This is a genomic window from Streptomyces sp. ISL-96 (genome assembly GCF_018614035.1).
In the GTDB taxonomy this organism is placed as follows: domain Bacteria; phylum Actinomycetota; class Actinomycetes; order Streptomycetales; family Streptomycetaceae; genus Streptomyces.
The window spans coordinates 257392-274413 of record NZ_JAGGPA010000020.1; the positions used below are offsets into that span (position 1 = coordinate 257392).

15 protein-coding genes and 1 pseudogene are annotated in these 17022 nt (G+C 70.0%); 3 read left to right on the forward strand and 13 right to left on the reverse strand.

The features are described from left to right. Positions 1–2436: a SpoIIE family protein phosphatase gene (locus J7E96_RS14315; protein ID WP_215131144.1), complete on the reverse strand. Its 2436-nt coding sequence runs from the start codon at positions 2434–2436 to the stop codon at positions 1–3. A 280-nt stretch (positions 2437–2716) separates the two neighbouring features. Here J7E96_RS14315 and J7E96_RS14320 point away from each other — a divergent pair, with 280 nt between their 5' ends. Beyond that, positions 2717–3139 (forward strand): Hsp20/alpha crystallin family protein, encoded by a 423-nt coding sequence (locus tag J7E96_RS14320; protein WP_215131146.1) that lies wholly within the window; start codon positions 2717–2719, stop codon positions 3137–3139. 162 nt (positions 3140–3301) lie between these two features. Here the strand turns inward: J7E96_RS14320 and J7E96_RS14325 are convergent, their stop codons facing one another. Together J7E96_RS14325 and J7E96_RS14330 are read right to left on the reverse strand one after the other, a co-directional pair. After that, positions 3302–3505 (reverse strand): cold-shock protein, encoded by a 204-nt coding sequence (locus J7E96_RS14325; protein ID WP_093797454.1) that lies wholly within the window; start codon positions 3503–3505, stop codon positions 3302–3304. A 245-nt stretch (positions 3506–3750) separates the two neighbouring features. Continuing rightward, a complete protein-coding gene (locus tag J7E96_RS14330; protein ID WP_215131147.1) occupies positions 3751–4146 on the reverse strand; it encodes a J domain-containing protein in 396 nt (131 codons plus the stop codon). Positions 4147–4375: 229 nt separating this feature from the next. Here J7E96_RS14330 and J7E96_RS14335 point away from each other — a divergent pair, with 229 nt between their 5' ends. After that, positions 4376–4675 (forward strand): Hsp20/alpha crystallin family protein, encoded by a 300-nt coding sequence (locus J7E96_RS14335; RefSeq protein WP_215131148.1) that lies wholly within the window; start codon positions 4376–4378, stop codon positions 4673–4675. Here the strand turns inward: J7E96_RS14335 and J7E96_RS14340 are convergent. The 4 genes and pseudogenes from J7E96_RS14340 to J7E96_RS14355 all read right to left on the reverse strand — a co-directional run bounded on the left by J7E96_RS14340 (position 4648) and on the right by J7E96_RS14355 (position 8176). Further along, positions 4648–4788: a hypothetical protein gene (locus tag J7E96_RS14340; RefSeq protein ID WP_215131149.1), complete on the reverse strand. Its 141-nt coding sequence runs from the start codon at positions 4786–4788 to the stop codon at positions 4648–4650. The two genes, J7E96_RS14335 and J7E96_RS14340, sit on opposite strands and share 28 nt — an antisense overlap. A 107-nt stretch (positions 4789–4895) precedes the next feature. Next, entirely contained in the window at positions 4896–6155 is a 1260-nt protein-coding gene (locus J7E96_RS14345) for a PP2C family protein-serine/threonine phosphatase (RefSeq protein WP_251069860.1), read from the reverse strand. A 601-nt stretch (positions 6156–6756) separates the two neighbouring features. Beyond that, a pseudogene (locus J7E96_RS14350) lies at positions 6757–7307 on the reverse strand (AraC family transcriptional regulator); the annotation flags it as partial. A 74-nt stretch (positions 7308–7381) separates the two neighbouring features. Beyond that, positions 7382–8176, reverse strand: a complete 795-nt coding sequence (locus J7E96_RS14355) for an NPP1 family protein (RefSeq protein WP_215131150.1) — start codon at positions 8174–8176, stop codon at positions 7382–7384. Positions 8177–8365: 189 nt separating this feature from the next. Between J7E96_RS14355 and J7E96_RS14360 the strand changes: the two genes are divergently transcribed. Then, positions 8366–9373: an NADP-dependent oxidoreductase gene (locus tag J7E96_RS14360; RefSeq protein ID WP_215131151.1), complete on the forward strand. Its 1008-nt coding sequence runs from the start codon at positions 8366–8368 to the stop codon at positions 9371–9373. A gap of 90 nt (positions 9374–9463) precedes the next feature. Here J7E96_RS14360 and J7E96_RS14365 read toward each other — a convergent pair whose 3' ends face one another. The 6 genes from J7E96_RS14365 to J7E96_RS14390 all read right to left on the reverse strand — a co-directional run bounded on the left by J7E96_RS14365 (position 9464) and on the right by J7E96_RS14390 (position 17022). Continuing rightward, positions 9464–10627, reverse strand: coding sequence for an oxygenase MpaB family protein (locus J7E96_RS14365; RefSeq protein WP_215131153.1), 1164 nt, complete (start codon positions 10625–10627; stop codon positions 9464–9466). Positions 10628–10676: 49 nt separating this feature from the next. After that, on the reverse strand, positions 10677–11717 hold the full coding sequence (locus tag J7E96_RS14370; protein ID WP_215131391.1) for a polyprenyl synthetase family protein: 1041 nt from the start codon (positions 11715–11717) through the stop codon (positions 10677–10679). A gap of 10 nt (positions 11718–11727) precedes the next feature. Continuing rightward, entirely contained in the window at positions 11728–12009 is a 282-nt protein-coding gene (locus J7E96_RS14375) for a polyprenyl synthetase (RefSeq protein WP_308295954.1), read from the reverse strand. Between the two features lie 167 nt (positions 12010–12176). Next, positions 12177–13943, reverse strand: a complete 1767-nt coding sequence (locus tag J7E96_RS14380) for an ABC transporter ATP-binding protein (protein WP_215131155.1) — start codon at positions 13941–13943, stop codon at positions 12177–12179. Beyond that, positions 13940–15679, reverse strand: a complete 1740-nt coding sequence (locus J7E96_RS14385; protein ID WP_215131157.1) for an ABC transporter ATP-binding protein/permease — start codon at positions 15677–15679, stop codon at positions 13940–13942. Before J7E96_RS14385 ends, J7E96_RS14380 begins: the two co-directional genes overlap by 4 nt. Next, positions 15676–17022, reverse strand: coding sequence for a hypothetical protein (locus J7E96_RS14390; protein ID WP_215131159.1), 1347 nt, complete (start codon positions 17020–17022; stop codon positions 15676–15678). The genes J7E96_RS14385 and J7E96_RS14390 overlap by 4 nt, the downstream gene beginning before the upstream one ends.

The following is a 17022-nucleotide window of genomic DNA, read 5'->3' on the forward strand; positions in this document are numbered from 1 at the left end:
TCAGCCCACTGTCTGCTCCGTCCATACCGTCTTACCGTCGCGCGTATAGCGGGTGCCCCATCGCTCGGTGAACTGGGCCACCAAGAACAGGCCGCGCCCACCCTCGTCGGTGCTGCGAGCCCGGCGCAGGTGGGGCGAAGTGCTGCTCGTGTCGGAGACCTCGCAAATCAGGTTCCCGTCATGGATGAGCCGCAACACCACTGGCCCGCCGGCGTACCGGTAGGCGTTGGTGACCAGCTCACTGGCGACCAGCTCGGTGGTGAACGTCAGTTGTCCCAGCCCCCACTCAGTCAGCTTGGCCCTGGTCAGCGCCCTCGCCCGGGCAGCCGCAGTGGGTTCCGCGGGCAGCTCCCAGGACGCGACCTTCTCGGGTGGCAGTACACGGGTACGGGCGATCAGCAGCGCAACGTCATCTCGGGGGTGGCCGGTCAGCACTGAATCCAACACCGCCTGGCACGTCTGCTCCAATGGTTGCGCGGGGCGGCTCAGCGTTGCGCGCAGACGAGCCAGCGGTACGTCGATGTCACCGTGCCGCGTCTCGATGAGCCCGTTGGTGTAGAGAGCGAGCAGGCTGCCCTCGGCGAGTTCCAACTCGTATATCTCGAACGGCAGTCCGCCTAGACCGAGCGGCGGGCCGACAGGCATGTCGAGCAGGGTGACCCGTCCTTCCGGGGTCGCCACCGCCGGCGGAAGATGGCCGGCACACGCCACGGCGCAGCGTCGGGAGATCGGGTCGTACACCGCGTACAGGCAGGTCGCGCCGACGACCTGCGCGGTCTGCGGCAGGTTCCCGCTGACGGCTTCCTGCTCTGCGGCCAGGAGGTTGACCAGGTCGTCCAGGCGGGAGAGGACTTCATCCGGTTCGAGGTCGAGGCTCGCCAGAGTGTGCACGGCAGTGCGCAGCCGGCCCATCGTGGCAGCAGCGTGGATCCCGTGGCCGACGACGTCGCCCACGACGAGGGCGACACGGGTCCCGGAGAGCGGGATGACGTCGAACCAGTCCCCTCCGAGGCCTGAGGCGGCACTGGCCGGAAGGTAGCGGTAGGCCACCTCGATGGCGGGGTGTTCGGGTACGTCGCGCGGAAGCAGGCTGCGTTGCAGCGTGAGCGCGGCCTGTTGCTGCTGGGTGTAGCGACGGGCGTTGTCGATGGTGACGGCAGCGCGGGAGGCGAACTCCTGGGCCAGCATGAGGTCATCTTCCTCGAACGGTTCCGGGCGCCGCGACCGCCACAGACTCACCACACCCAGCACCTGGCCGCGTGCCGCGAGCGGTACCACGATGAGCGAGTGGACGTCCAGGCCGTCAGCGCCTTCGGCGCGTGGAAGTTCCATCGAGTACCACGCGGCGGAGATACCGGCAGCCGGTTCCAGCACCGGTCGCCGCTCGGCCAGGCACCTGGCTTGCGGTGCTTCCGGGCGGAGGTGAATCAATTCGCCGACCGGATGCATCAGCTGCGCTTCTGGATCCGACACGCTTCGTACGGCCATCCGGGAAACCGGCCCCGCCGTCTCCTGCGGCGGGTCCTCGCCGCGGGGCACCGGCTCCAGCAGGTCCACCGACACATGATCGGCGAAGTCGGGAACGGCCACATCGGCCAGCTCGCGGGCAGTCTGCCCCACGTCGAGCGTCGTCCCGATGCGGGCACTGGCTTCGTTGAGCAGGGCAAGCCGGCGCCGGGCCCGGTGGCGGTCGGTGACGTCCTCGATCAGCTCGGTGACCCCGATGACCCGGCCGGTGGAGTCCTCCATCCGGAACGACGAGACGGACACCACCAGCTCGCGCCGGGGATCCCGCCGCAGTCGGGAGGACTGTTCGGTGAAGATCGCGGGCCGCCCTGTCTCCAGGACCCGGCGCAACCGGTTCTCCGCCACCTGGGCGTCCTCGCTGACCAGCAACTCGGCGCTGCGAAGGCCCACGTGCCGCCCGGTCGGGAGCCCACTGACCCGTGCGATCGCCTGGTTGACCCGCACCACCCTCAGGTCCGGGCTGAGGACGACAAGACCGATCGGGGACCTGCGGAACATTCCGTCCAGGACCGCACGGTCCAGCTCCCACCGGGTGACCTCCTCCGCCGGCGCGCCGACCAGGAACCATTCCCGCACGGAACCGGCCCTCGTGACCACGCGCGCCCTGATCCCCAGTTCCACCCGGTGCCCGCCGCGATGCCTCAGGGGCACCACCCCGAACCAGCCCCGTGCCCTCGTGCACTCCGCCGCGACGTCGCTGACGACAGGCCGGTCGCCGGGGTCGACCAGGAACTCGAGTGCGGGGCGGCCGATCACCTCCCCGGCCGAGTAACCGAGCAGCTGCTCGGCCCGCTCGCTCCAGCCGACCACCCCGCCTCGGTTGTCCAGCACCACCGAAGCCGCCCGGCGCACAGCAAACGGGTCTTCCGGACTCTCGCTGAACTTCCTCACGGGCGCGCCCACCGCCATAGCCCTCGTGGTCGATTGCCGGTTGCCGGTTGCCGGTCCCACTCCCCGCAGTGCCTTTCGCCCGCTTCGGGAAGTGATGCAGGTCTGCGAACATGATCGGGCACTCACCTGCAGAAATGTGCGACGCCACGCGGCTCGGCTCGAATCGACGAGGGCGCGCGGCTACGCGAAGGCCGCGTCGTCCCCGCCATTGCGCGGGGTCTTGTCGACTTTCCCGCTCGGCGTTATATAAGGAATTGAGGTCATACGCACCCGCGTCATCAGGGAGGGAGTGAGGACGATGCTGATGCGAACTGACCCATTCCGGGAGCTGGACCGGCTGACGCAGCAGTTCCTCGGTACGGCAGCGCACCCCGCGGCCATGCCCATGGACGCCTTCCGTGAAGGCGACACCTTCACGGTCGAACTCGACCTTCCCGGCGTCGATCCCGAAAGCATCGACCTCGACGTCGAACGCAACGTGCTCACGGTCAAGGCCGAACGCGGGCCCAGCGCTCCCGAGAACTCCGAAGTCGTCGCCGCCGAGCGGCCGACCGGTTCCTTCAGCCGTCAGCTGTTCCTCGGCGAGACTCTGGACACCGAGCACATCGACGCCTCGTACGACGCCGGCGTGCTGCGCCTGACGATCCCGGTCGCCGAGCAGGCCAAGCCCCGCAAGATCTCCATCAGCGCCGGGGACGCACAGAAGCAGATCAGCGGCTGACCCGGCATCCCGGAGCGGTCGCAGGCGACCGTTGTGGCCCTGGGAGACCATCGCCCAGGGCCGCGGCGCACCCGTACAGATGGCCCAGCAGCCGCCGGGCTGCCACCCATGAGGGCGGCAGCCCGGCGGCTGCCGTCTTACCGAGCTCGGCAGGCGGACCCTTTACTCAGGGACGATGTTTTCCGCCTGCGGGCCCTTCTGGCCTTGGGTGACATCGAAGGAAACCCGCTGCCCCTCCTGAAGCTCACGGAATCCCTGGGCGGCGATGTTCGAGTAATGGGCGAAGACGTCAGGGCCGCCCCCGTCCTGCTCGATGAAACCAAAGCCCTTCTCGCTGTTGAACCACTTCACGGTGCCCGTAGCCATAACGGCCTCCTGGAATGAAAGGGGTCGGATACCGCACGTCACGGCACCCGGAGCTGGTCGCCGGGCCCATGAAAACTCTGAAGAACACAAACGCCCGTGATCGCGATCACGGGCGAACAGGCTTCGGAACCACGACTGCTATGGCAGCGAAGTTACCCGAACAGTGCCCGTGCCGCTACGTATTGCTACGAGAGTCCCACAGTGGCCCGCAATGGGGTAACGCTTCGTTGGTTTTCGCAGGGTGACTACCTTCCCAGGAACGGCTCTATCCGGACGGGGCCTGCCCGCAAGGGCGCGCTCGGAACGGGCGGGCGCAGCCGGACGCCGAGGGACACCACGGCATAACCATTGGCCGGCCGAACGCCCACCCGTGCCGCTCGCGGTTCCCTCGCACGCCGGGCTGCCACAGCACGAGTGCGCTTCGCGTCGTATTCCGCCCGCCGACGCGGGTCACGAAGCGTGGCATAGGCGGCAACCACCTCGTCCAGCCGCTCCTGGCGCCGCGCCGACGGCTGCTCCGGCTGGGAGTCCGGATGCAGGGTCCGGACCAGCTTCCGGAAGGCGCTCGTGATCTGCACGGCCGATGCCGTCGGCTCCACGCCGAGCACCGCGTATGGGTTCCGCTGCCCGCGCACCGCCACAGCCTGTGCCTCCCTCTGGCCTCACAAGCCCCTACAGCAATGTTCATAGAACCCCGAAGGAGCATTTTCAAGGGTTCTCGGGAGGTGTATTCCTGCGGCTCGGAAGCCGCGGAAATCCGTTTCGACTGCCCTGGTGCTGGTTACCCGCCCTGGCGACAACGCAGGACATTTGGTTTCACACAGCAGCGTTGGGAGATGGCCATGGCTTTGCCCATGCGAGTGGCTGCCGATGGCCGACGCGGGCGAACTGAGCGAGGAACAGCGCGGCAAGGTGCTGAGCCGCCGGACCGGAAAGTTTTTGTACCGCACCAGCCTGCCGGGCGGAGCGGACAGCGAGAACATCGACGCCGATCTCACGGACGGCATCCTCACCGTCCGCATCCCGAAGGCAGCAGAGGGAAAAGCGCCGCAAGATCGCGATCGGCGGTCACCGCCGGGACAGCGGCGACAAGGCATAGCGGGTCACCCGCTGGTTCGCGGGCCCGGGGACCGCTTCCTCAGTCAGTCGGTCTCCGGGTCCTCGACCTGATAGGTCTTGGTCCAGGACTCTCCGCACCGGCAGCGGGACTGCTCGACCAGTTCTCCCTCTTCCGAGACCGCGATGCCTTGGTTGAGGCGCACGTGTACATGCTGCTTACTCATAGGGACACTCTTCGCTGTCGGCATACCCCGATGGGGAAATGGGATCGTCCCCCATGGTGGGCATATGTCGCACTGTGTACCAATGACCCAGGTCACACTGCGGCCGGTCACTGGTCGGGGAGCCCGACCAGCGCCTCGACCTCCCTGCGGGGATAGGGAGTGGGGCCGTGCCATTCGAGGATGAGCACGGTGGCGTCGTCGCCCAGGTTGCCACCGTGATAGTCCAGGATGCGGTGCCGCAGGCGGCGCAGTGTTTCCGGGACGGGCAGGCCATCGGCATGCTGGCGGATGAGAAAGTCGAGGAAGCGGTCCAGACCGAATTCCTCACCGCCCGGACTGCGCGCTTCGGTGATGCCGTCCGTATAGAGGACGAGCCGGTCGCCGGGCTGAAGCTGTTCGCGGCAGAGCGTCGCTTCCAGTCCCAGCTCGACGCCCAGCGGGTACGCGGGCGGGCAGTGCACGGTGGAGGTCCAGCGATGGCCTCGGATGATCACCGGCGGGTGATGCCCGTGGTTGACCCATGACAGCTTTCCGGTGCGGGTGTCCAGATCCGCCAGGATCGCGGTTACGTACCGAACCCTGTGGGCGAACTGTTCGGTCAGCACCCGCTCGATGGCTTCCCCCGTCCTGTCCAGTCGGGCTCCCTGGCGGCGATAGTTGCGGCAGGCGGCCACGGCGAGGTTCGCGGTGACCCCGGCGGCGGTGTCGTGACCCATCGCGTCGAAGATCGCCAGGTGAACGACCTCACCGGCGAGCGCGAAATCGAAGGCGTCCCCCGCCACCTGGTAGGCCGGCTCCATCGCTCCGGCGATCATCACCCGGGCATCGGCGTAGGACCGCGGCGGCATCAGGTGCCACTGCATCTCCGCCGCCACGTTCATCGCGGCGGTGCGCACCAGACGGGCGTGGGAATCGCTGTTCTCGCGCTTGCTCACCACGATCAGCGCCATCAGCGCAGCCAGGCTCTGCATGGCGGTGTGCGTCTGATCATCGTCGGCTGCGGTGGTCACCCGCAGCACACCCAGGCGCTCGGTGCCGTCGAGGAAGGGCACCCACCACTGGTACTCCCCCGCTCGCGCCTTCCGCATCGTCGGCAATACCTCACCGTGCTGGAACGCCCGCCCCGGCAAGGTGCCGTCGATCTTGAACTCGCTTTCGCCGTCACCCTCGTCGGCGCCCAGGCCCTCGCCCGTCACCCGGCGCAGCACACTCTCCTGAAGATCGCACACGTACGCGTCCACAGCCAGAAGGCCCGCGGCCGGCGCGTACTCCGCGACCTTGGTGGGCAACTCCTCCAGCGGCATCAGATGGCTTGCTTTCAGCAGGCCGACCAGCATCTCCTCGACGCCCCGCGCACCGCCCGCCATGCTGTCCTCCTCGGCCGTGCTTCCAGCCTCTCCCAAGCCGCCTCAGCCCGCCAATCACGAGCGGGGCGGCGGAGGCATGTGCCAGCCGGCTTTCCCGGCAGCACGGACGACAGGACCCCACCATTCCCGCCAGTAGAAAATCTGTCATGGCGGAAGTAGACATGCGGGCCTCTGGGGCTTAGTGTCTTCCTCGTAACCAAGACAGCAAGAAGGCGCGGCAGAGACGAACTGCCGCGCACGCAGGACCACATGAGGTTGTGGCACGGCAGTGGAGTGGCGGGGCCGGAGTATGTCGGGGTCCCCTCGCTGACTGCCGGGCCGGGCGGCCACAAGGGCCGCCGGCAGTACGCAGCATCCGCAGTTCAGGATCGCCCGGGCGAGGACGTAGTCAGCCCGGGTACCGCAGGCCCCGGAACGGAAGGTGGTCCCACGGTCACGCATCCGCGATCCCCGCACACGCCTCCCTCCCGCCGGAGACGGTGCGGAAACAGAAGGCCGGCACCGCAGTAGGCCGGCAGATGGTGCTGCAAATCCTCGGAGCCCTGGTGCCATACGGCACCAGGGCTCCTCGACGCGTGCCGCGCCCCGCCACTGAGCACCATCACGGGGTCGGCTCTGCCCCTGGAGCCGCCGCCCGGTACCGCCCCGGTGTAGTCCCGAACTCCCGGCTGAAGGCGTGCGACAGAGCGTACGGCGTGCCGTAGCCGACACGGCGGGCGATGGTGGCAAGTGGGTCCAGGGTGTCCCGGAGCAAGGTGGCAGCGAGTGTCAGGCGCCACCAGGTCAGGTATGCCATCGGAGGCCGGCCGACCAGGGCCGTGAAACGGCGGGCCAGGGTGGGACGGGAGACGCCCGCCTCGGCGGCCAGCCGGTGGCGGCGCGCAGTTCGGGGCGGCTGCCCGCGCGATTCGACAGGTGGACGAGGTTGGGCAGTTCCGCCATGAGCGGGTGTACGCGACTGTGGTCGAGCCTGTACTTGCCGCACAGCATCTCCACCGCCCCGGAGGCGGCTCGGGGCCGGCCCGCCCCTTGCCCCTCGGCCCACCCGTCGAACGGCACCGCCCGCTCCACGGCCACCGCGTCGGCGGGCGAGTCGGCAATCACATGGCCCGTGCCGTGCGGCAACAGCACCGCGTCCCCCACCCCCAACGAGCGCACTTCGCCGGGGCGGATGTCGTAGAGGTCCGCCAGGACGGCGGTGGCTTCGTCATCGGACGATGGGCGGCCTACGGCGACACGGAATAGGCCGCAAGAGCGTCGTGGGGGGCGAAGGAAATGCCGGCCGGCTTGGCCTTTTCGAGGTGGTAGTTGAAATTGCCGTCCTTGAGGCCGAAGACGGCACTTCCAAAATTGGCCTGGCTCAGCTTGTCGCGAAGGCCCGCGGGGTAGCCGTTCCAGCCGACCAGGCTGGGAAACTGCCAGCCGTGGTGGTGGTTCTCCGGTGGTTCATCGTTGGGGTTGGCGGGGCGGAAGCAGTGCGTGCTCGCGCCGTCCTTGTGGTAAACGACTTTGGGGTGCGTCCCGTCCCACCGGATCTGGTCGCGCGTGTAGATGTTGAAGTTGCCGTGAGCGGAAGTGGAAACGTACCGGGCTTGGTTGTCCTGCACCCAGACCACGACATGCTCCCAGTCGTGCCGGTGACCGCCGAGCCCGCTGCCGACCACGGCCTGGTCCTTCTCGAAATAGAGGCCGTACATGATCGCGCACCAGCCGTTGTTGCACTTGGACCGCGCGTATCCATTGGTGTTGTCAAGGTCCCCTGAGTCACGGCACTGGCCGTTGAGGGCGCCGGACGGCTTGAGGCCACCATTGACAGTCCCGTCGGGGCCTATGGCGGGCGTGGGGTAGCAGCCGTCCGTGTCGTAGTCGTAGGCGGGTTGAAACGTCTGCTCCAGTCCGTCCGCGTTGGCGGGCAGGGCCTTGGGAGGGTCGGCGAGAGCGCTGCCCGGGAAGGCGATGACCAGTGCGATGGCGCCGGCAAGGATGAGCGGTACTTTGCGCATCCGCGAGCTCGTCTTCACTGCGTCCTCCTGATCGACCGCTGAGTTGGGCACGCGATGGGATTGACATGCCCATCCCAATTCTCCCGAACCCCCATTGCGCGCTGGACACTGACGGGGCGTCAGGCCCGTGGATGTGGCGCACCTCACAGTCACAGACATACCTACTGGTCGGTATGGTTGGAGGGTTCATGGACGACAGGAGGCTTCATGTCTGCGACCCACCGTCAGATCCGTCTGGCAGCCCGCCCCGCGGGTGACGTCAAACCCGAGGACTGGGAACACGTCTCCGCACCCGCCGAAGCTCCCGGCCCCGGCCAGTTCGCGGGCAGGACGCGCGTCATATCGCTGGACCCCGCGATGCGCGGCTGGCTCGACGACCGCCCCTCCTATCTCCCGCCCGTCGGGCTCGGCGAGGTGATGCGTGCGGGTTCGGTCATCGAGGTGACCGCCTCCAACCACCCCGGCTTCCAGCCCGGCGATCACGTCGTGGGCACGTTCGGCGTCCAGGAGCACGTCGTGTCCGACGGCAAGGGCGCCGTGAAGATCGACACCTCGCTCGCGCCGCCCTCGACGTACCTCGGCGCACTCGGCATGCCCGGCATGACCGCGTACTTCGGGCTGCTGGACGTCGGTGCTCTCAAGGACGGTGAGACCGTCGTCGTCTCCGGCGCGGCGGGTGCGGTCGGCACCATGGTCGGCCAGATCGCCAAGGTGAAGGGCTGCCGCGTCATCGGCATCGCCGGAGGGCCCGAGAAGTGCGCGCTGCTCACCGACGAGCTGGGATTCGACGCGGCGATCGACTACCGGGCCGGCGACGTCAAGCGTGCGCTGCGCGAGCACACCCCCGACGGCATCGACGTCTACTTCGACAACGTCGGAGGGGACATCCTCGACGCCGCCCTCACCCGGCTGGCCCTGCACGCTCGCGTGGTGGTCTGCGGCGCGATCAGCCAGTACAACAACGCGACACCGGTCACGGGCCCGTCGAATTACCTGTCCCTGCTCGTGCGCCGTGCCCGCATGGAGGGCTTCGTGGTCTTCGACTACGCGAAGCGCTACGCGCAGGCCGCACAGGAGATCGCCGGCTGGATCGGCGACGGCCGGCTCAAGGTAAAGGAGCATGTGGTGAAGGGGACGGTGGACGACTTCCCCGAGACGCTGCAGATGCTCTTCCGCGGCGAGAACGTCGGCAAGCTCGTGCTGGAGCTGGCATGACCGCTGAGGACTTCGACCTGGCGCGGTATCGCCGCGCCATGGCCGATCGTGGCGACCGCGCCCCGGAGCCCCACAGGGGAGCGCGTCCTTTCAGAACGGAGTAGTAGGGGCGGGCGGGGTCCAGCGCTTGGTGGGAGGGACGGTCGAGGAGATGCCGTAGTCCTTCTTGAGCTGTTCCGGGATGGCGTAGTGCATGACGCGGCCGCGGGTGAGCGAACTGAGTTCGAAGAGAGTCGTGAAGTGGCCCAGCCGGTCGAGCGCCCAGGCTCCGAGGGGCGAGCGGTCCTCGATCGTCTCGAGAACGCCGAGGAGGGCTGGGGCGGCCTTGACGGCCGTGTCCCATGGGGTGCGGGGTACTTGAAGCCAGTCGGCGCAGGTGTCGCCGATGAGATAGCGGATGAGAGCACCGACGACGGGATCGAAGAACGTGCCGGGGACCACTTCTTCGTAGAGGTCGATGAGCTGGCGGGTCAGGTGGGCGCCTTCCTCGGAAGGCCCCATGTGCCGGGTCATGTAGAGGTCCGAGAACCGGCGGGCCTGCTGAAGGTCCACCGGGACGTGGTTCTGGTCGACGCCCAGCATCGCGCCCACGACCCGCCAGGCGTAGTAGTAGGAGTCGGCGCCCTCGGTGCTCATGTGGATGCCGAGCCGGTGCAGGGCGTCCAGCACCTGGATGGAGAACATCATCTGGCCGCCGATCATGTCCTCCTGACAGATCGGTGTGCCGAGGTTCTCGGTGTCCCAGCGGCCTTCGCGGCGCAGGTGATGGCGGATGGAGGCATGAAGCAGCCGGACTTTCTGGGCGGCCGGGATGAAGCGGCTGCCGGCTTCGAAGGCGTCGGGCCGCATGAGGTAGACGGTGAACTGCCCGGTCTCGGCCATCCGCTTGGAGGGGTACTTGAGTGAATGGGTGGCCGACAGGAGTCTGGCGACGTGGGGCACGACGTAACAGGCGGGCATGGAGGCGAAGGACAGGGCGGTGGAGATGTGCACGTTGTTGTCGATGAAGAAGAGCCTTGCCTTTTCCATCTCGCCCCAGTCGACCCACGCCGGTGGGGTGCTGGTGGCGTGCAAGTACTCGCGGGCCACTTCCGGCAGTCCCTCGGGCAGGTCCTGGCCCGTGGTGGAGAAGTAGCGCATGAGGGTGTTGAACTTGCCGACCTCTCCCCGTTCGAACAGTGTCGCGACGGTCGCGTCGGCCAGCTCGTCGCCGGCCGACCGCAGCGCGTCCATCGATGCTTCGGTGTAAGTCATCACAGCTCCTGGTGGGTCAGGGGGGAAGCCGGCGGGCTCGAACGCCCTGTCAGTGACGGCGGGCGGTGGCCGTCTGTGCCAGATCTGCCAGCGCGCGGGCGGCCTCCGCGGGCAGGGGTGTCTGGTCGAGGACGCCGGTGGCAGCCCGGACCCGATCGGTGATCAGGCTCTCGATGCGAGCCGGGGCCCGGGTGCGGTGCATGATTTCCTGTACTCGCAGCACCGATTCCTCGTCGAGGTCGCGACGCCCCAGCAGCCGTCCCAGCTCCTCGCGTTCAACTTCGGTGGCGTCCTGCCAGGTCAGGGCCAGCAGCGCGGTGGGCCGGTGGGCAGCGATGTCGTCCGCGTTCCCTTTTCCCGTACGGCCGGGATCGCCGAACAGCCCCAGCAGGTCGTCGCGCAGCTGGAACGCCTCACCGAGCGGCAGTCCGTAGTCGGTGAAGACCTCCTGCAAGTCCTGGGAGGCTCCGGCCAGGGCGCCGCCGATGTGCAGAGGGTGCTCGACGGTGTACTTGGCGGTCTTGTAGCGGATCACCTTCAGCGAAGTGGCGGTGTCCGGGCGGCCACCGGTGCGCAGGATCTCCAGACATTCCCCCGCGACCAGTTCCCGTGCCAGCACTGCCCACAACGGGCGTGCCCGGGAGAGGTACGCCGCCGGCAGACCGCTGGTGGTGAACAGCTGCCCGGCCCACGACATCAGCAGATCACCCACGAGCATGGCCAGGGACCGGGCCGCGGCCCCGGGGTGCGGACTGTCGCCCACAGCGGTACGCAGGGCCACGTGGGCGGTGGGCAGGCGGTGCCGGAGGGAACTCCCGTCGATCAGGTCGTCGTGGACGACGGCTGCCGCGTGCACGAGTTCGATCGCGGCGGCCGCTCGGATCAGGGCGTCGCTGTCGGGCTGCCCGACTGCCCGCCATCCCCAGTAGCAGAACGCTGCGCGCAGACGCTTTCCGTGGGAGGTGGCCAGCTGAAGTTGCTCGGCCACGGGCCCCAGACCGTCGTCAATCGCCAGCAGATGGTCGACTTCCTCCCTGGCGAAGCGCTGCAGGACGAGGTCCACGCGGTTCTTGAAAGCGGCGTGCTCCATGCCGTTGCCGTCAGACACCGGCCGGCCCACGGTGGGCCTTCACCTGCTGGGCCAGCACCTCGAGATGCGCCGGAGAAGAGGCTGTGAACCGGTCCAGGGCCAGACGCCCACGAGCCTTGATCTCCTGCTGTCCCTCTGCGGCCAGCTCGGCCATGTCCGCGCGACGCATCAGGCCGCGCAGTCCGCCCACGACGGTGCTCAGGCCGCTGACCGCCATGTCGGCGATCCCCGCGACCAGCAGCATCGCGTCGCTCTCCCGCGTACCACGCCCGCGTCCAGCACCGTTCGTCACGCCGTCTCCCCCCAACAAGCCGCCGACCAGCGGCAATTCCCGGGGGCCCGGCTGGATGATCTGCCGGCACCGCCCTCACAGGCAGCCTGCCGGGACGGAGCCGGCGACGCGACGAGAACCACCGATTGGGCGACCGGTCACACTGGCGTCCGTACGCCGATGAACTGCTAGTGGCATGTCCGCCCGACGGGCGTTCCCGGCTCCGGCGCCACCACCCTGGTGAAAGGGCCTTTCCGGGCGGCGAGCTGACTCCACGTTCCTTCCTCGACGATGCGTCCCGACTCCAGAACCGCTATGCGGTCGGCCCGGCGGATCGTGGCCGGCCGGTGAGCGATCCAGAGGGTGGTACGCGTGGCGGAGGCGGCCGTGAGGGCTGCGGCGAGTTCGGCGTCGCCGGCCGTGTCGAGGTGAGCTGTCGTCTCGTCGAGGACCAGTACGCGCGGATTGGCCAGCAGCGCCCGGGCGAGTGAGATGCGGGCGCGCTGCCCGCCGGACAGCGTCGTACCGCGCTCGCCCACATGTGCGTCCAGGCTCGTGACGAAGCGGTCGATGCCGCAGCTGCGGGCCACTGCGGCGACCTCGCTGTCGGTCGCCTCCGGTGAACCGAGGCGCAGGTTGTCCGCCAGGGTGCCGTGGAAGAGGGGTGTCTCCTGACCGACCACGGCCAAGGCGCGGCGCAGTTCCGGTTCGGCCAGGTCGCGCAGGTCCACAGGACCGGAACCGTCGGCCGGCAGGAGCTCGACAGCCCCTGCGGACGGGTCCCAGAAGCGCGCGAGCAGGTGGGCGCAGGTGGACTTGCCCGCCCCGGAGGCTCCCACGAGCGCCACGGTCTCTCCCGCTCGCACGGTGAGGTCGATCCCGTCGAGAACAGGTGAGCCGCCGTAGTCGAAACGGACTTCACGCAGCCGTACGCCCAAGGGGCCGGCGGGGACGGCTCGCGGCGAGACGGCCTCCGGCGCGCCGGCCGCAGCCTTGATCGCCGCTCCGACCCGGGCGGCCGCCGAGCGGAGTCCACCCGCCTGCCCGAGCGCCGCCGCCGCGTCGGCGGCCGGCGCGAGGGTGCTCAGTGCCAACGCCATGGCGGCCGGGGCCCACGGTCCGTCGAGCCGCCCGGCGGCGACCGCGTGCGCCGCGATCGCGACGACCCCGGCCACCGCGGCGACCACCAGCGCGTCGCGCATCGCGGCCGCGGCCGCCTCCCAGGACTGCTCCGCGCGCTGGGCGTCGGCCAGGTCCGCGCCCGCCGACGCGAGCCGTGCGCGCCTGCGTCGCAGGGCGCCGAAGGCGAGCAGTTCACGCAGGCCGTCGACCGTCTGTACGGCTTCGGCGGACAGTTCGGCGGCGGCCGTACGCGTCCGGGCTCCCCGTACGGTCCTTCCCCTGCCTTCCAGGAGCGGTGCGAGGACGAGCAGCACCGCGACGGGGAACACGGCGACCAGCATCCGCGGTTCGATGACGGCCAGAGTCACTGTTCCGCCACCGAACACCACAGCGGAGGCCATGAGTTGGGCTATGGCGTGGGCGTAGAAGAACTCCAGGGCCTCGACGTCACCCATGGCTGTCGCTGCCAGATCGCCGCTCCGCCGGCCCCCGATGCGGGCCGGCGCACTGCGCGCGAGGCCGTCGAAGACCCGTACACGCAACTCGGCGAGGACCCGGTACGCGAGATCGTGTGAGAGGTCCATCTCGCGCCAGGTGGCCAGGGCCCGGACGAGGACGAGTGCGATCAGTGCCGCCACCACGGCGCCGGAGGGCGGCGTGCGTTCGATGACAGCGGCGCCCACGGTATGGGCGGCGAGCGTCACCAGGGCGACGAGCGCGGCCTGGTCGACGAGTGCGGCCACGCAGGTGCGCGCCACCATGCTCCGGTGCGGTCCGAGGGCGGGCAGCAGTCCCCGCAGGGACCCGCGCTCCGCCGTGTCGAAGGCGTTCATGCCGCTCGTCCTGCTTCCTTCGTTCGTCCGGCCTCGACCAGTGCGGCGTAGAGTCCCCCGTCGGCCATGAGGGTGGTGTGATCGCCGACGGCCTGCACCCGGCCGCCGTCGAGCACGACGATCCGGTCCGCGTTACGTACGGAGTCCAGGCGGTGGGCGACGACGATGCAGGTGCGTCCGCGGGCGGCCCGGGCCAGTGCCGCGCCGATCCGGGCCTCTCCGCGCTCGTCCACCGCGCTGGTCGCCTCGTCGAGGACCAGTACGGGCGCGTCGGCGAGCAGAGCCCGGGCGAGGGCCAGTCGCTGCCGCTGGCCGCCGGACAAGGTGGCGCCGCGCTCCCCCACCACGGTCTGGTATCCGTCCGGCATGCCGGCTATCTCGTCGTGGATTCCGGCGGAGCGGGCGGCGTGGCGCAGTTCGTCGTCGGTGGCGTCGGCGCGGGCCAGCCGGAGGTTGTCCGCGACGGACGCGTGGAAGAGGTACGTCTCCTGGGAGACGACGGCGATCCCGCGGCGCAGCGAGTCGAGGGTGTAGCGCGCCGTCGGCGTTCCGTTGGTGAGGACCCTGCCGCGCTGTGGGTCGCTGTGGCGCAACAGCAGGGACAGGAGCGTCGACTTGCCGGCTCCGGAGGGCCCCACCACGGCTGTCGTGGCGCCGGCCGGCGCGGTGAAGGTGACCCCGTCCAGCGCGGGCCGTTCCGCGCCCGGATGGTGGAACGTCACGTCGTCGAAGGAGATGGCGGGCGGCCCGTCCCAGTCCGCCCGTTGCTGTCCTTCGTCCGGTACGCCGCCCTGTGCAGTGCGCAGGGCCGCGATGCCGTCCGCCGCCGAGACCCCCAGGTATCCCGCGTGCCACTCCCTGGAGAGGTCGCGCACGGGGCGGAAGCATTCCGAGGACAGCATCAGCAGCAGATACGTGCTGGTTGCCGTCGCGTTCCCGGAAACAGCCGAAGCGCAGGCCACCAGAGCGGCGGCCGCGGTGCCGCCCTGGATCGCGAAATCGGTGAGCCCGGTGTCGACGAGGGAGACACGGAGCTTCGCCACGGTGGCCCGGTGCAGGGCGGAGGACCGTCGTTCCAGACGTTCGCGGGTACGTCCGACCGCCCCGGCAGCGCGCAGGGCGGGCATGCCCTGCAGGGCTTCGAGGTAGTCGGCGGCCAGGTTCTCGTAACTGTCCCAGTGCTCGCGGCCACGGTCCTCCAGGAGCCGGTCCCACCAGCGGGGTGCGAGGAGCGCGAGGAGGAGGGCCGGGACGAGGGCGAGGAGGGCGTACGGCTCGATGACGGCGACGGCGATCAGCAGCAGCGGGGGCACGACGCAGGTGACCAGAAGCTGCGGCAGGTAGCGGGAGACATAGGCGTCCACGCCTTCGACACCGTCGACGAGCGTGGCGCGGACGGCCCCGGCGCGGGCGCCGTTGAGGTGAGCCGGGCCCAGTTGCCCGAGTCGTTCCAGCAGCGCGTCGCGCAGTCGCACCCGTACCCGTGAACCGGCTGACACGGCCGTACGCCGCTGCCACCAGCTCAGCCCCGCGCGGGCGGCGACGGCTGCGAGCACCGCACCGAGCAGGACGGGGAGTTGACGGGTGTCACCGCGGGCGATCGCGGAGAGAGCGACAGCGAGCAGCACGGCCTGGGCCAGGTGGGTCAGGGCCACCGCGCCGAGCAGGGCCGTCGCACCGAGCAGCGCGCCGCGTGCCGCACCGGCGGCTCGCGTCAGCTCCGGGTGAAGCATCACTGGTGATCATCTCTTCCCATGACAAGTCCGTGCACGATCCAGTCCCGGCCGTGCGCACCGCCCAGTGCGGCGCCGAGGTCTGCCTGCTGCCAGGAGCCCACCGGGCGCGACACCAGCCCGAGTTCCGCCGCGGCGCACTGCGCCAGGCCGACGGCGTATCCCGCTGTCAGGTGATCGCGGCGGATACGTCCCGCGTCCGCGTCCGGAGGACAGCCGTAGGCGAGCAGTACGGCTCCGGCTTCGGCGATCCACGCCTGGCCGGCGGCCCAGGCCGCGAGCGTCGGCCGGGCGTCGCCGGACGCGAGCAGCCGAAGAGCGGGACCTCGTCCGTGTTCCGGTGCCCGGCCTTCTCCCCCGTCCCGGGCGAGTTCGAACAACGCGGGGCGCGCGCCGCCGACGGCTACACACCACCGCGGCCCGCCGGACAGTGAGGCCCCTGCCGCACGGGCCAGGACGCGGGCGACATCTTCCCGCGCGGGCGCACCCCTCAGCGGCGGCGGTGCGCTGCGCCGGGACATCAGCGTCCTGGCGGACACGCGCTCTGCCGTCGGCGTCCACTCCCCCGGCCCGGCCGCGACCGTAGTCATGTCCTCAAGGGCGTGCCATGTCCGGGTCAGTACGGGAGGGACTTCGGCGGCCGCGGGTTCCGCCTGCGGCGGCTGTCCCAGGCCGCACGCCGCCCAGCGCGTGAGGGCGTGCTCGGCACGACCGGCCGCCGGACCGAGGGCTACTGCGGCGAGGGCATGCTGTGGTTCTGTTCCGGGCCAAGTCTGCCGCCAGTGGCCGGGGTCGGGCAGTCCCGCAGCCGCTGCCAGCAGGGCGCCGTCCGCGTCCAGGCACACCTGCGCCGCCCCGGCCTGTGCCAGCGCCGCGGCGGCGTGGCCGGTGTCCAGAAGCAGCAGGGGCAGGGCACGGTGCCCGTAGTGCGAGACAGTGCGCCGGGCGCTGACCGTAAGGACGACCAGCGTGCCGTCGGGTGGATCACCGGGCGCGGGGCCGCGCCGGTGGGCCCGGTGAGTCAGCGCGTCGTAGGCGTAGCGCCCGGCGGGCAACGCGCCCGCGCCGCCCACCAGGAGATGGGCGTTGACGGGGTGCAGCGCGCCCGCCGAAGGGGCCGGCCGCAGCCGCCCGTTCGCTCCTTCGAGGGCGGCGAGTGAATACCGCAGCAGGTGATCGAGGTCCGGCGCCGTCCCGGCGGTCAGGGGCTGCGGCGGCGAGGTCCACACGGCGGCAGCCCTGCCGGCGGGGGTGTCCGGCCCTGGCGCCGCGCCGGATCGTGCCGTGGCGAGCGAGGTACGGGCCGCGCCGTCCGTCCTGGGGGGCGAGGACATGGGTGATGTCAC